This window comes from Stenotrophomonas sp. YJH_SMC_17 (genome assembly GCF_059371655.1).
In genome coordinates, this window is the sequence record NZ_JCAFUU010000001.1 from 478,301 (window position 1) to 492,157 (window position 13,857).

Sequence of the window (13,857 nt, forward strand, 5' to 3'; positions counted from 1 at the left end):
GGCTGGCTGTTTGGCGCATTCCGTAGAGTCGAGCTTTTTCGACTGATGCCGGCGAGAGCAGCCGAGCATGGGCTCGTCTCTACAAGAGCGACGAGCAGTCGGGCATGGCTCGACTCTACAGAAGGAGGGGAATCAGGCCACGTAGACGGTCTTGATGTTCATGAACTCATGGATGCCGTGGTCGGCAAGCTCGCGGCCGAAGCCAGACTGCTTGCTGCCACCAAATGGCAGCCGCGCGTCGCTCTTGACGATGGCGTTGACGAATGCGGCACCGCATTCCATGCGCTGCGCAAAGGATTCGCCGCGCACCGGGTCGCGCGTCCACACGCTGCCGCCCAGGCCGAAGCGGGTGTCGTTGGCCACGCGCAGCGCGTCGGCTTCGTCCTTGACCCGGATCACCGCCGCCACCGGCCCGAACAGTTCCTCATCGTAGGCCGGCATGCCAGGGCCCACCTGGTCGAGCACGGTGGCCGGATAGCCGGCATGCGTGCCGGCAATCGGCTCGCCACCGATCAGCACGCGCGCGCCCTTGGCGACGCTGGCCTGCACCTGCTTGTGCAGTTCGTCGCGCAGGTCGGCACGCGCCATCGGCGCCAGCGTGGTGCCGCGCTCGTCAGGATCGCCATACTGGCGCTCGCCCGCCGCTTCCACGAAGCGACGGGTGAATTCATCGGCCACCGCCTCGACCACGATGAAGCGCTTGGCCGCGATGCAGGTCTGCCCGCTGTTGTCGAAGCGTGACTTCACTGCCGCGGCCACGGTCTTGTCGAGGTCGGCATCGTCGAGCACCACGAAGGCATCGCTGCCGCCCAGTTCCATCACCGACTTTTTCAGCTGGCTGCCGGCATTGGAAGCGATCGAGCGCCCTGCCCGCTCGCTGCCGGTCAGCGTCACCGCCTTCACCCGTGCGTCGCGCAGCACCGCGGCGGCCTGGTCATTGTCAATGTGCAGCACGTCGAACACGCCGTCCGGCAGGCCACCATCACGGCACACCGCCAGGATCAGGTCGGCGCACTGCGGCACATTGCTGGCGTGCTTGAGCAGGGCGACATTGCCGGCCATGAACGCCGGTGCCAGGAAACGGAACACCTGCCAGACCGGGAAATTCCAAGGCATCACCGCGAACACACAGCCGATCGGCTCGTAGCGCACATAGCTGCGCTGGGCTTCGGTGTCGATCAACTGCGGCTTGAGGTAGTCGGCAGCATGGTCGGCGTAGTACTCGCAGGCGGCGGCGCACTTGTCCACTTCGGCCAGCGCCTCGGCCTTGAGCTTGCCCATCTCATGGGTCATCGCCTGCTGCAGGTCGTCGCGCCGTGCGCGCAGCTGCGCGGCGATCTGGCGCAGGATGGCGCCGCGGTCCTGCAGAGAGCGATCGGCCCAGCCTGGAAACGCATCGGCGGCGGCCTGCAGGCGCTGCTCGATGTCGGCAGCGCCCATCAGTTCATGGCGGTAGGTCACCTGGCCGGTGGCCGGGTCGACGATCTCGACAGTCATGGGGGATCTCCTTCTGGAAGACCCCCATTGTGCGCCGCCGGCCGTGAGCCGGATGTGGCTGCGGCGTCAGCCGTTGTCCTGCCGCGCCAGCTGCAGATCGCGCTGGCGTCGCTTCTCGGCGCGGGCATTGATGTACCAGCCGATCACCGCGGCGATCGAGACTGCCGACACCAGCAGCGTGGCCAACGCGTTGATCTTGGGGCTGATCCCCATGCGCACCGACGCGAACACCTTCATCGGCAGCGTGGTCGAGCCCGGCGTGGCGACGAAGCTGGCCACCACCACGTCATCCAGCGACAGGGTGAAGGCCAGCAGCCAGCCCGCCACCAGCGCCGGCGCGATGATCGGCAGGGTGATGCGGCCGAACACGGTCAGCCGGCTGGCCCCCAGATCCATCGCCGCTTCTTCCAGCGACAGGTCCATTTCCTGCAGGCGCGAAGACACCACCACGGTGACAAAGCAGAGGGTGAACGTGACGTGCGCGATCCAGATGGTGGTCAGGCCGCGTGCGGGGAAACCGGGAATAGCCCCCATCGAGGCCAGCAGCGCCATCAGCGAGAAGCCGAGGATCACATCCGGCATCACCAGCGGTGCGGTGACCAGCGCACCGAACAGCGGCTTGCCGCGGAAGCGTTTGAAGCGGGTCATCACCATCGCCGCCAGCGTGCCGAGCACGGTGGCGGTACAGGCGGTCCAGAACGCCACCACCAGGCTGGTCCACATCGCCTCCATCAACGCGCGGTCGGCGAACAGGTCGCTGTAGGCGCGGGTGGAGAACCCGGCCCAGACCATCGCCAGCCGCGAGCTGTTGAACGAGTAGAACATCAACAGCAGGATCGGCAGGTACAGGAAGGCGAAGCCGAGCAGCAGCACGCCCAGACCCAGGCCCTTGGCGGTACGCGGGCTCATGCCTGCTTCCCTTCCAGCAGGCGCTGCTGGGAACGGTTGAACAGCAGGATCGGCACCAGCAGCAACAGGATCATTGCCACCGCCATCGCCGAGGCGCCCGGCCAGTTGCGGTTGTTGAAGAACTCGTTCCACAGCTGGCGTCCGACCATCAGCGTCTCCGAGCCGCCCAGCATTTCCGGGATCACGAATTCACCGATCGCCGGAATCATCACCAGCATGCAGCCAGCGATGATGCCCGCCTTCGACAACGGCAGGGTGATGCGCAGGAACGCCTGCCACGGCTTGGCACCCAGGTCGTAGGCCGCTTCCAGCAGCCGGTGGTCATGCTTGACCAGGTTGGCGTACAGCGGCAGCACCATGAACGGCAGGTAGCAGTAGACGATGCCGATGTAGGCGGCGGTCGGCGTATCGATCAGCTGCAGCTTGGGCAGGCCGAGGCTGGTCATCAGCGACTGCAGGCCGGTGAACTGCAGGAACTGGTCGAGCAGGCCGTTGCGGTCCAGGATCGCCTTCCACGCATACACGCGGATCAGGAACGAGGTCCACGACGGCAGCACCACCAGCATCATCGCCACGTTGCGCGCGGCCGGTGACAGGCGGGCGATGGCGTAGGCCATCGGGTAGCCGATCAGCAGGGTCAGGAAGGTGGAGATCGCCGCGATCCTGATCGAGCTCAGGAACGCCTGCGCATAGATCGAATCGCGGAACAGCGCCAGGTAGTTTTCCAGGTTCAGCTTCAGCGAGAAGCCGCCATCCACGTACTGCAGCAGCCAGGTGTACGGCGGCGAGCCGACCCGGCTGAGCGAGAAGCTGATCATCAGCACGATCAGGAACGGCACTGCGAAGAACAGCAGCAGCCACAGGTACGGAATGCCGATCACCGTGGCACGCAGCCCCGGCAGCCAGCGCTTCAGGCCGGCCGTGCTCATGAGGTCAGCACCACGCCGTCGTTGTCGCGCCAGTGCACCCACACGCTGTCGCCCCAGGTCAGGCCATCACTGGCCCAGCGCTGCGAGTTGGCGAAATTGGCCAGCACCTTGGCACCGCTGGGCAGGCGCACGTGGTAGACCGAGTGGCTGCCGAAATAGGCGATGTCCTCGATCACGCCCTGGGCCTTGTTGGTGTGCCCTTCCGGCTCGTCCTTGCCGATCATCACCTTCTCCGGGCGCAGCGCGAACGCCACTGGCTGCCCTTCGTAGCAGGTGATGCCATGGGCGATGTAGATCGGCGCCGGGAACAGCGGCGAGCGGACGGTGACGTACTCGGGCAGGTCCTCGTCGATCACCCCGTCGAACAGGTTGACCGAACCGATGAACTCGGCGACGAAGCGGTTGGCCGGCTGCTCGTAGACCTCGTCGGGCTTGCCGACCTGCTGGATCCAGCCGGCATCCATCACCGCGATGCGGGTGGCCATGGTCATCGCTTCTTCCTGGTCGTGGGTAACCATCACGCAGGTCACGCCCGACGATTCGATGATGCTGACCAGCTCCAGCTGCATCTGCGAGCGCAGCTTCTTGTCCAGCGCGCCCATCGGCTCGTCCAGCAGCAGCAGCTTCGGCCCCTTGGCCAGCGACCGCGCCAGCGCCACGCGCTGCTGCTGGCCGCCGGAGAGCTGATGCGGCTTGCGCTTGCCCAGGTGGCCCATCTGCACCAGGTCCAGCATCTCGCCGACGCGCTTGCTGATCGCGTCCTTGCCGAGGCCATCCTGCTTCAGGCCGAAGGCGATGTTCTGCTCGACCGTCATGTGCGGGAACAGGGCGTAGGACTGGAACATCATGTTGACCGGCCGCTGGTACGGCGGCAGCGCGTCCAGGCGCTGGCCATCGAGGGTGATGCTGCCCTTGGTGGGCGTCTCGAAGCCGCCGAGGCAGCGCAGCAGGGTCGATTTGCCGCTGCCGGAGCCACCGAGCAGGGCAAAGATCTCGCCCTTGCGCACGTCCAGGTTGACGTCGTCGACGGCGACGAAACCGTCGAATTCCTTGCGCAAATCACGAATGGAGAGATAGCCGGGCGCACCGGTCGTGTCGACGACGGCGGCTACCGGCTGGGCTTCAACGGGCATGGGGGCTCCGGGAGCGGGCGGTGGACAGCGGCGGCCATTCTACCGGCCGGGGGGCGATGACGGTATGACAGGCTGTGGCGGGCGGCTGGCCGCTGCGCTCGCCGGGCATGGCCCGGCGCTACGGCGTGGCATCGTTCTGGTAGCGCCGGGCCATGCCCGGCGGAACATATCAACGCGCGGCCACCGGCGGGGCGTCCTGCCAGCCAAGACCCAGGCTCTTCTGCAGCGCCACGTAGCGCACCAGCAGCTGCAGGCGGGCCTGGGCGGCGGCATCCTGGGCCTGCAGGCGCTGGCGCTGCACGTCCAGCAGGTCGATCTGCGAGGTGGCCCCGGCCTGCCGGCGCTGCTGCATCAGGGCCAGCGAGCGGTCTGCCGAGGCCTCGGCGCGGACGCTGGCCTGCAGCTGCTGGCGAGCCGCTCCGAAGCGCGCCAGCGCGGTGTTGGCATCCTGCAGCGCCGCCAGCACCGTGCCCTCGTAAGCCGCCAGCCGGGCCTCATTGCCGGCTCGCGCCTGGGCCACGCGTGCCTTGTTCACGCCGAAGTCGAACAACGACCAGCGCAGGAACGGGGCCACGATGGTAGCGGCCGAGTCCCGCCCCAGGTCGGACACCGATGTGGCGCCCGCCCCGAGGCTGCCCAGCAGGGTCACCTGCGGAAAGTAGGCCGAGATCGCCTGGCCGATCTGCGCCGAGGAGGCCGCCAGCTCGCGCTCCGCCTTGCGCACGTCCGGCCGGCGCTGGATCAACGCGCTCGCGTCATCCACCGGCACGCTGGCCGGCAACACCGGCAACGGCTGGTCCGCCGCCAACCGCGCATCCAGCGCCCCCGGCTCGCGGCCAACCATCAGGGCCAGCACGTCGCGGGCCTCATCGGCCTGTGCCTGCAGCGGCGGCAGCGCAGCCTGCTGCTGTTGCAGCTGGGCCTGCGCGCGCTCGACCTGCAGGTCGGAATCGGCGCCGCGCTGGCGGCGCTGACGGGTCAGCTGCAGGCTTTCATCGGCGGCGCGAAGGTTGTTTTCGGCCAGCGCGATACGCTCGCGGCTGCTGCGGTAGCCCAGGTAGGCCTGGGTCAGCTCCGCGGCCAGCTGCACCTGCGCATCGGCCAGGGCGGCTGCGTTGGCCTCGGCTTCGGCGGCTGCCTGCTCGGCGGCGCGACGCCGCCGACCGAACAGGTCCAGTTCCCAGCTGGCGTCGAAGCCGGCCACGTAGAGTTCGGTGTCCAGATCGATGTCGGCGAACTGCTGGCGCAGCTGCGCCGCCTCCTGCGGTCGGCCGTTGGCCTCGGCCACGCCGGCGATGTTCTCGCCCAGGCCACGCACGCTGTTCTCGATCGAATCCGGCGCCTTGATGTTGGCGTAGCCTGCCGCAGCGCCCACGCTGGGCAGCTGCTCGGCGCGGCGCTGGCGCTGCACCGCGCGCGAGGCCAACAGCTTGGCCTGGGCGGCGCGCAGGTTGGGGCTGTTGCGCAGCGCCTCGTCCACCAGCTGGTCCAGCAGTGGATCGTTGAGCGCGCGCCACCACTGGCTGGGCGGGGTCGCGGGCTGCACGCCGGCCTGCGCCGCGCGCGGCAACCGCGCCTGCGCGGTCGCGCCGGTGGCCACGTCCGGTTTCACGTAATCCGGCCCCAACATACAACCGGCCAACAGCAGCGGCAGCGCGGCCGGGCACAGCCGGCGCAGGCGAAGGGACACGGGCAGGGTCATCGAAGTCATCAGTGCATCGCCAATGGAACGCCCTTGGGCAGGGGCTTGAGCAGGAACACCAGCGGCAGGGTCGCCACCACGATCAGGCCGAAGATCCAGAACAGGTCGTTGTAGGCCATCACCATCGCCTGCATCTGCACCGTCTGCGCCAGCACCGCCATTGCCTGCGTCGCGTCACCCAGCTGCTGGCCGTAGGCATGCAGCGCGTCCTGGGCAATGGTCGAGTTGGCGGTGACACTGCTGCCGATCGCATCGATGTGCAGGGTGGCGCGGCGTTCCTGGAAGGTGGAGATGATGGCCAGCCCGATCGAGCCGCCGAGGTTGCGCGCAGCGTTGAACAGGCCCGAAGCATCGCTGGCGTACTCGCGCGGTACCGAAGTGATGGCGGCCTGGTTCAGCGCCATCATCGCCAGCGCCAGCCCGCAGCCCTGCAGCAGCTGGCCGATGACGAAGTGCGGGCCGATGCTGTCCGGGGTCAGCCCCAGGTTGACGAAGCAGGCCGCAGCGAAGCACAACATGCCACCGAACACCATGATGCGCACGTCGACCGTTTCCAGCATCTTCGGCATCAACGGCATCAGCAGGATGGTCGGCAGGCCGGCCAGCAGCAGCACATAGCCGGCCTGCTCGGTGTTGTAGCCGGCGATGACCGCCAGGAACTGCGGAATCATGTACATGACCCCGAACAGGATCATGCCCACCGCCATGACCATCACGAACACTGCGCCGAAACTACGCTGGAACAGAATGTTGAGGCGGATGACCGGCGCCTTGCTGGTGAACTGCGAGAGCGCCAGCAGCGCGAAGCCGAGCACCGAGACGATGCTGAGTACCACGATCATGGTGGATTCGAACCAGCGCTCGCGCTGGCCGTCCTCCAGCACCACGGTCAGCGCGGAAAGGCCCGCGGTCATGCCGACAATGCCCAGCCAGTCCGCACGCAGCAGCCCGCCCCAATCAGACGTTTCATGCGGCAGGCCAAGCAGCAGCAGGGCCACCAGCCCGGCGCAGATCGGCACGTTGATGAAGAACGCGTAGTGCCAGCTGACGTTCTCGGTCAACCAGCCCCCCAGCAAGGGACCGATCACCGGGCCCAGGATCACGGTCATGCCGAACAACGCCGTACCCAGGGGCTGCTGCGTCGGCGGCAGCCGCGTGCCGACGATGGTCAGCGCGGTCGGGATCAGCGCACCACCGGCAAAACCCTGCCCGACCCGTCCAGCGATCATCATCGGGAGCGAGTCGGCCAGCCCGCACATCACCGAGAACGCGGTGAACAGCGTGGCGCAGATCAGCAGGAAGGTGCGCAGGCCCAGCGTGCGCACGAACCAGCCGGTCAGCGGAATCATTACGATTTCCGAGACAAGGAAGGCGGTGGATATCCAGGTGCCCTCGGTGCCACTGGCGCCAACCTCGCCCTGGATGGTGGGCAGGGCCGCATTGACGATGGAGATGTCCAGCGTGGCCATGAACGAGCCGATGGTGCCGGCCGCCACGGCCAGCCAGGCACTCGCATCAGCCTTGCCTTCGGTGGTGGGCGCAGCGGAAGCGGCGGGGGTGCTCATCGCGCCGGCGCACCCGTGGCTTCGGCCTCGTCATGCCTGCGCTCGCGTGCATCCTTGGCGCTGCGGGTATCGACGGTCACCTCCACCGACATACCCGGCACCAGCACCTTGCGTGCTTCTTCACCGGCGTCCACCCGGATGCGGACCGGCACGCGCTGCACCACCTTGGTGAAGTTGCCCGTGGCGTTCTGCGGCGGCAGCAGCGCGAACTGCGAGCCGGTACCCGGCGAAATGCTCTCCACCGTGCCGCGCAGCGTCGTGCCAGGCAACGCATCGACCTTGATCTCGGCCGGCTGCCCGGCGCGCATCAGGCCCACCTGGGTTTCCTTGAAGTTGGCACTGAGGTACAGCGATTCGACCGGCACGATGGTCATGGTTCGGGTGCCGGCAGCAACGAACTGGCCAACCTGCACGGTCTTGTTGCCGACACGGCCATCGATGCGCGCGCGTAGCTCGGTGTCCTCGAACGCCACCCGCGCCTGCGCGGCGTCGGCCTGCGCCTGCTTCAGCCCGGCCTGGGCCTGCTCAAGCTGGGCCTGGCTGGCCTCGATCTGGCTCTGTGCGCCCTGGATCTGCGCTCTGGCCGCATCGTACTGGGCCTGGGCGCGCTCGACGTCGTGGCGCAGGCTTTCAACATGTTCATGGGTGTCGGCACCACTGGCCGCCAGCGGGATGAATCGCGCCAGCTCGGCCTTGCCGAAGCGCAGCGAGGCGGTGGCAGCGGTGAGCTGGGTACGTGCCTGCAGCAGGCTGGACTGCTGGCCCTGCACCCCAGCCGCAGCGGCGGCGATGTCGGCTTCACGCACGGCGATCACCGCCTCGGCCTGGTCCAGCGTCGCACGGTAGGTACGCGGGTCGATACGCAGCAGCGGTTCGCCGGCCTTGACCCACTGGTTGTCCTCCACCAGCACTTCGGTCACGTAGCCATTGATGCGCGGAGCCACCGCTACCGCGTCGGCCTGCAGGTAGGCGTTGTTGGTGTCCTGCAGGTAGCGGCCGACCAGCAGGTGGTAGATCAGCCAGGCAACCAGGGCGATGACCACGACGGCGCCGATGATGGCCAGGGTCCAGCGGACCTTGGGATTCTTCAGCGGCGAAGGCTTGTCCTCAGTGGAGGGCGTTTCATCAGGGGCGGCGTCTGCGCGCTGGGGCTGTTCGGTCATTGTCTCGAGGCGTCGGTCGGTGCCATACGGGACGGTAGGGGAAGTCGCGCGGACATGAGGTGAAAAAAAAACGGAGGCCGCTGGCCTCCGTTTCCTGCGTGCCGATGTCTGCCGGCCGCGGCCGGGCATGACCCGGCGCGGCCGTCACATCACCTGCCGGTCTTCACCTCGGTCCACAGCCGGGTGTAGAGCTTGTCGGTCTCCGGCGTGTTGATCGAGTAGGTGAACATCTTCTCGGCCACATCGGCCGGCGGGTAGATGGTCGGGTCGGTACGGATCGCCTCGTCCACCAGCGGGGTGGCGGTCGGGATCGGGTTGGCGTAGTGGATGAAGTTGGTGTTGGCCGCGGCGACCTTCGGTTCCAGCAGGTAGTTGATGAACGTGTAGGCCGCTTCCGGGTGCTTGGCATCCTTCGGGATCGCCAGCATGTCGAACCACTGCGGGGCGCCTTCCTTCGGGATCGAATAGGCCACGTGCACGCCGTTGCTGGCTTCCTCGGCGCGGTCGCGCGCCTGGATGATGTCACCCGACCAGCCCACCACCAGGCAGGTGCCGCCGTTGGCCAGCGAACCCACGTACTGCGAGGAGTGGAAGTTCTGCACGTACGGGCGGATCGACTTCAGCAGGTCGGCCGCCTTCTGCAGCTCGGCCGGGTCGCCGCTGTGCGGGTCCAGGCCCAGATAATGCAGCGCGATCGGGATCATGTCCGCCGGCGTGTCCAGGATGGTCACGCCGCAGTCCTTCATCTTGCTGATGTTCTCCGGCTTGAACACCAGGTCCCAGCTGTTGGCGATGTCGGTGCTGCCGCCGAAACGCTGCTTCAGCATCTCCACGTTGTAGCCGATGCCGGTGGTGCCGATCATGTACGGCACGCCGTACTGGTTGCCCGGGTCCTGGGTGGCGATGCGCTTCATCACCGCCGGATCGAGGTTGGCCAGGTTCGGGATCTTGCTCTTGTCCAGCGGCAGGAACACGCCGGCCTGGATCTGGCGCCCGAAGAAGTTCAGGGTCGGCACCACCACGTCGTAGCCGCTGTTGCCGGCCAGCAGCTTGGTCTCGACCATCTCGTCGCTGTCGAACACATCGTAGGTCACCTTGATGCCGCTCTCCTTCTCGAAGGTCGGGATGGTGTCCTCGGCGATGTAATCGCTGTAGTTGTAGACGTTCAGGACCTGGCTGTCCTGCGCGCCGCCTTTGCCACCGCCACAGGCGGCAAGCATGGCGGAGGCCAGGCCGAGCGTGAGGATACGCAGCTTCATCGGGTGCTCCAGAATGCGGGAAGGGGGGCCGGCGGGGCCGGCAACGGGTGCCAGCCTACCCCCCGGCGGCGGATTTTTCTATTCCAGATGCTCAGACGTTCAGCAGCAGGAACTCGCGCTCCCACGAGCTGATGACACGGAAAAAGGTCTCGTATTCCTTGCGTTTGACCGAGATGTAGGCCCGGCAGAAGCGCTCGCCCAGCAGGGCCTGCAGCTCGCTGCACTGCTCCAGCCCGTCCAGCGCCTCGCCCAGCGAGCGCGGCAGGTTGTAGCCCAGTTCCTTGGCGCTGCCGGTCACCGGCGCGTCCGGTGCCAGCCGCTCACGGATGCCGAGCAGGCCGCAGGCCAGGGTCGCGGCCATCGCCAGGTAGGGGTTGGCGTCGGAGCCGGCGAAACGGCTCTCAACGCGCATGTTCTCGGGTGTGTCCAGCGGCACGCGCAGGCCGCAGGTGCGGTTGTCGAAGCCCCAGTGCACATTGCTCGGCGAGACCTCGCCGAACACCAGCCGGCGGTAGGAATTCACGTTCGGCGCGAAGAACGCCATCGCCTGCGGCGCGTACTTCTGCAGGCCGCCCAGGTAATGGCCGAACACCGGGCTGAACTCGCCTTCGACTTCGGTATCACCGGCAAACACGTTGGTGCCGTCGCTCACCCGCACCAGGCTCTGGTGGATGTGCATGGCACTGCCCGGCTCGTTCTCCATCGGCTTGGCCAGGAAGGTGGCATACACCCCGTGGCGCATTGCCGCCTCGCGCATGGTGCGCTTGAACAGGAAGACCTGGTCGGCCAGGTCCATCGCATCGGCATGGGTGAAATTGACTTCCAGCTGCGCCGCGCCGGATTCGTGGATCAGCGTGTCCACGTCCAGCTTCATCGCATCGGCGTAGTCGTACATCAGGTCGAGGATCGGGTCGAACTCGTTGACCGCATCGATCGAGTACGACTGCCGCGCCGTTTCCGGGCGCCCCGAGCGACCAGCCGGCGGCAGCAGCGGGAAGTCCGGGTCGGTGTTCTTCTGCACCAGGAAGAATTCCAGCTCCGGCGCCACCACCGGGCGCAGGCCCAGTTCGGCATATCCGGCCAGCACACGGCGCAGCACGTTGCGTGGCGCCAGCTCGTGCGGCTCGCCATGCTTGGTGTAGCAGTCGTGGATCACCTGCGCGGTCGCATCGGCCGCCCACGGCACCATGCGCACCGTATCCGGGTCCGGGCGCAGCATCATGTCCGAGTCCGACGGCGAGGTCAGCTCGTAGTAGTCGTCAGGGAATTCACCGGTGACGGTGGTGGCGAAGATGCCTTCGGGCAGGCGCGTACCGTAATCGTGCGAGAACTTGTCGGCCGGAATGATCTTGCCGCGCGCGTTGCCGGTGATGTCCGGCACCAGGCATTCGACCTCGGTGATGCGCCGCTCCTTCAACCAGCGCAGCAAGCTGCTTTCCTGCGGTGCGGGGGGCGTGGCCGTCTTGCGCGGACGCGTTCGGGAACTCATCGGGAATCCAGTCGGTTCTGTTGGTGCTCTCGGCAAGCTTGGCCGAACGCACGGAAAATAGCGTGATAGAACGGCGCCTGCATGACACGCCACTCCGGGTGCCACTGTACGCCGAGCACGAAACGATGATGCGCGCTGCGGGCCGCTTCGACCAGTCCGTCATCGGCCCGGGCCTCGACCTGCAGACCGTAGGCCAGTCGCGCAATACCCTGCCCGTGCACCGAATTGACCTGCGCGCGGTCACCGCCCTGCCACTGCGCCAACCAGCCATCGACGGCCAGGGTGACCGCGTGGGCCGGCCCATACTGCATCTCTACCGGCGCATGCGGGTCTTCCCGGTGGTCGGTCAGACCCGGCACCGCATGTACCTGCGGATGCAGCGTACCGCCCAGCGCGACATTCAATTCCTGGAAACCACGGCAGATCGCCAGCACCGGCAGATCCAGCGCCAATGCCTCATGCAGCAGCGCAAACGCGTTGGCGTCACGGGCCGGGTCATGCGGGTTGCCCCGCCAGCTGCGGCCACCTTCGTAGTGCTGCGGCTCGATGTTGCTGACGGCACCGGTCAGCAGCAGGCCATCGAGGCCGTGCAGCCAATCGGCGGGCGGCAGCGGTGGCTGCAGGCTGGGCAGTATCACCGGGGTGACGTCGGCCGCCTCAGCCAGCGCGCGCACGTACTTTTCGCCGGCCACCGCAAAACGGTGATGACCGAGCACAGTGCTGTCGGTGGGCAGCCCCACCCAGGGCAGGCGACGCATGGAAAACTCCTTGGCGTGCCGACACGTTACCCGCCTGTCCGCAACGGCGGCAAGTCGCGGCCGTCACGCCACGGCCGACACGCATCGGCGAAACTAGGCGCGTGAACGCTGATCGTCCTGCCCCGCCCTGCCCCGTTGCCCTGCGCCCGCGAGGCCCGCAGTGAGTGCCGCCTTTCCGCCCAGCTGGTATGCCGCCAGCCTGCCCGAGCCGCCTGCCCTGCCCGCGCTGCGGGGCGACGTGCAGGCCGACGTGGCCGTGCTCGGCGCCGGCTATACCGGCCTGACCGCCGCACTTGAACTGGCTACGCGTGGCCAGCGCGTGGTGGTACTGGAGGCGCAGCGGATCGGTTGGGGCGCGTCCGGCCGCAATGGTGGCCAGGCGCTGGTCGGCTATGGCTGCGAGGTGGACGAACTGGAGCGTCAGCTCGGTCGTGATGATGCGCGCCACCTGTTCGACTGGTCACGCGACGCGGTGCAGGCGATGCGCGCACGCATCGATCGCCACGGCATTGACTGTCATTGGGTGGAAGGCCACGCCAGCGTCGCCATCCGCGAACGCCATGAGCGCGACCTTCAGGCCAACTGCGAGCATCTGCAACGCCACTACCACTACCCCATGCAGTGGTGGGACCATGATGCCCTGCGCGCACAGCTGGACAGCCCACGCTACCGCGCCGCGATGTTCGATCCGCTCAGCGCGCATCTGCAGCCCCTGGCCTATGCCCGCGGACTGGCCGATGCGGCGCGTGCGGCCGGCGCGGTGATCCATGAGAACTCCGCAGTGACCCGCGTGCAGCGCGGACCGCAGCCCACCCTGCATACCGCGCAGGGAAGCGTGCGCGCTGCGCATCTGGTGGTGGCCGGCAACGCCTGGTTGCAGGGCCTGCTGCCCGAGCTGGAACGGCGGATCATGCCGGTCGGCACCTATATCGGCGCCAGCGCTCCGCTGGGTGCCGAGCGCGCCCGTGCCCTGATCGGCAACAACATGGCCGTGGCCGACACCGCCTGGGCACTGGATTACTTCCGTCTCAGCCACGACCATCGCCTGCTGTTTGGTGGCCGTGCCAGCTATTCAGCACTGCCCCCACCCGGCCTGCGCGGGGTGATGCAGCGGCGCATGCACCAGGTGTTCCCGCAGCTGGCCGACGTGCCACTGGAGCAGGTCTGGGGCGGTTATGTGGACATTACCCGCAACCGCGCCCCGCATTGGGGCCGGCTGGACGGCAACCTGTACTTCGCGCAGGGGTTCTCCGGCCACGGGGTGGCCGCCGCCGGGCTGGCCGGCGAGGTGATCGCCGCCGCCATTGCAGGCCAGAGTGAGCGCCTGGACGTGTTCCAGCGCCTGCGGCATGCCCCCTTCCCTGGCGGCCGGCTGCTGCGCACGCCGCTGCTGGTGGCGGCGATGTCGTGGTACAAGCTGCGGGATGCGTTGTGGTGAAACAGTGAGCTGACA

General features: G+C 67.5%; 11 protein-coding genes. 1 reads left to right on the top strand and 10 read right to left on the bottom strand.

All coding sequences use genetic code 11. The features are described 5' to 3' along the window. Positions 1 to 132 precede the first annotated feature (132 nt). From AC5P8Z_RS02335 to AC5P8Z_RS02380, 10 genes are all read right to left on the bottom strand, one after another. Positions 133 to 1,497 (bottom strand): NAD-dependent succinate-semialdehyde dehydrogenase, encoded by a 1,365-nt coding sequence (locus tag AC5P8Z_RS02335; protein ID WP_295565690.1) that lies wholly within the window; start codon positions 1,495 to 1,497, stop codon positions 133 to 135. A 66-nt stretch (positions 1,498 to 1,563) separates the two neighbouring features. Beyond that, a complete protein-coding gene (locus tag AC5P8Z_RS02340) occupies positions 1,564 to 2,406 on the bottom strand; it encodes an ABC transporter permease subunit (protein ID WP_295565689.1) in 843 nt (280 codons plus the stop codon). Beyond that, positions 2,403 to 3,335 (bottom strand): ABC transporter permease subunit, encoded by a 933-nt coding sequence (locus AC5P8Z_RS02345; protein ID WP_010486161.1) that lies wholly within the window; start codon positions 3,333 to 3,335, stop codon positions 2,403 to 2,405. The genes AC5P8Z_RS02340 and AC5P8Z_RS02345 overlap by 4 nt, the downstream gene beginning before the upstream one ends. Then, positions 3,332 to 4,468: an ABC transporter ATP-binding protein gene (locus AC5P8Z_RS02350; RefSeq protein ID WP_053505166.1), complete on the bottom strand. Its 1,137-nt coding sequence runs from the start codon at positions 4,466 to 4,468 to the stop codon at positions 3,332 to 3,334. Before AC5P8Z_RS02350 ends, AC5P8Z_RS02345 begins: the two co-directional genes overlap by 4 nt. A gap of 169 nt (positions 4,469 to 4,637) precedes the next feature. After that, positions 4,638 to 6,170 (bottom strand): efflux transporter outer membrane subunit, encoded by a 1,533-nt coding sequence (locus AC5P8Z_RS02355; protein ID WP_495228310.1) that lies wholly within the window; start codon positions 6,168 to 6,170, stop codon positions 4,638 to 4,640. Between the two features lie 8 nt (positions 6,171 to 6,178). Continuing rightward, on the bottom strand, positions 6,179 to 7,735 hold the full coding sequence (locus AC5P8Z_RS02360; RefSeq protein WP_286071498.1) for a DHA2 family efflux MFS transporter permease subunit: 1,557 nt from the start codon (positions 7,733 to 7,735) through the stop codon (positions 6,179 to 6,181). After that, positions 7,732 to 8,898 carry an HlyD family secretion protein gene (locus AC5P8Z_RS02365; RefSeq protein WP_495227972.1) on the bottom strand — a complete coding sequence of 389 codons (1,167 nt, stop codon included), beginning with the start codon at positions 8,896 to 8,898 and terminating at the stop codon, positions 7,732 to 7,734. The genes AC5P8Z_RS02360 and AC5P8Z_RS02365 overlap by 4 nt, the downstream gene beginning before the upstream one ends. Before the next feature lie 149 nt (positions 8,899 to 9,047). Next, the gene (locus tag AC5P8Z_RS02370; RefSeq protein WP_286071496.1) at positions 9,048 to 10,157 is read right to left on the bottom strand and encodes a polyamine ABC transporter substrate-binding protein; all 1,110 of its coding nucleotides are present in this window, start codon (positions 10,155 to 10,157) and stop codon (positions 9,048 to 9,050) included. A 91-nt stretch (positions 10,158 to 10,248) separates the two neighbouring features. Continuing rightward, the gene (locus AC5P8Z_RS02375; protein ID WP_286071495.1) at positions 10,249 to 11,646 is read right to left on the bottom strand and encodes a glutamine synthetase family protein; all 1,398 of its coding nucleotides are present in this window, start codon (positions 11,644 to 11,646) and stop codon (positions 10,249 to 10,251) included. Beyond that, complete coding sequence (locus tag AC5P8Z_RS02380; RefSeq protein WP_495227973.1) at positions 11,643 to 12,404, bottom strand: gamma-glutamyl-gamma-aminobutyrate hydrolase family protein; 762 nt, start codon at positions 12,402 to 12,404, stop codon at positions 11,643 to 11,645. The genes AC5P8Z_RS02375 and AC5P8Z_RS02380 overlap by 4 nt, the downstream gene beginning before the upstream one ends. Before the next feature lie 160 nt (positions 12,405 to 12,564). Between AC5P8Z_RS02380 and AC5P8Z_RS02385 the strand changes: the two genes are divergently transcribed. Continuing rightward, complete coding sequence (locus tag AC5P8Z_RS02385) at positions 12,565 to 13,842, top strand: NAD(P)/FAD-dependent oxidoreductase (RefSeq protein ID WP_495227975.1); 1,278 nt, start codon at positions 12,565 to 12,567, stop codon at positions 13,840 to 13,842. The last annotated feature ends 15 nt before the right edge of the window (positions 13,843 to 13,857 follow it).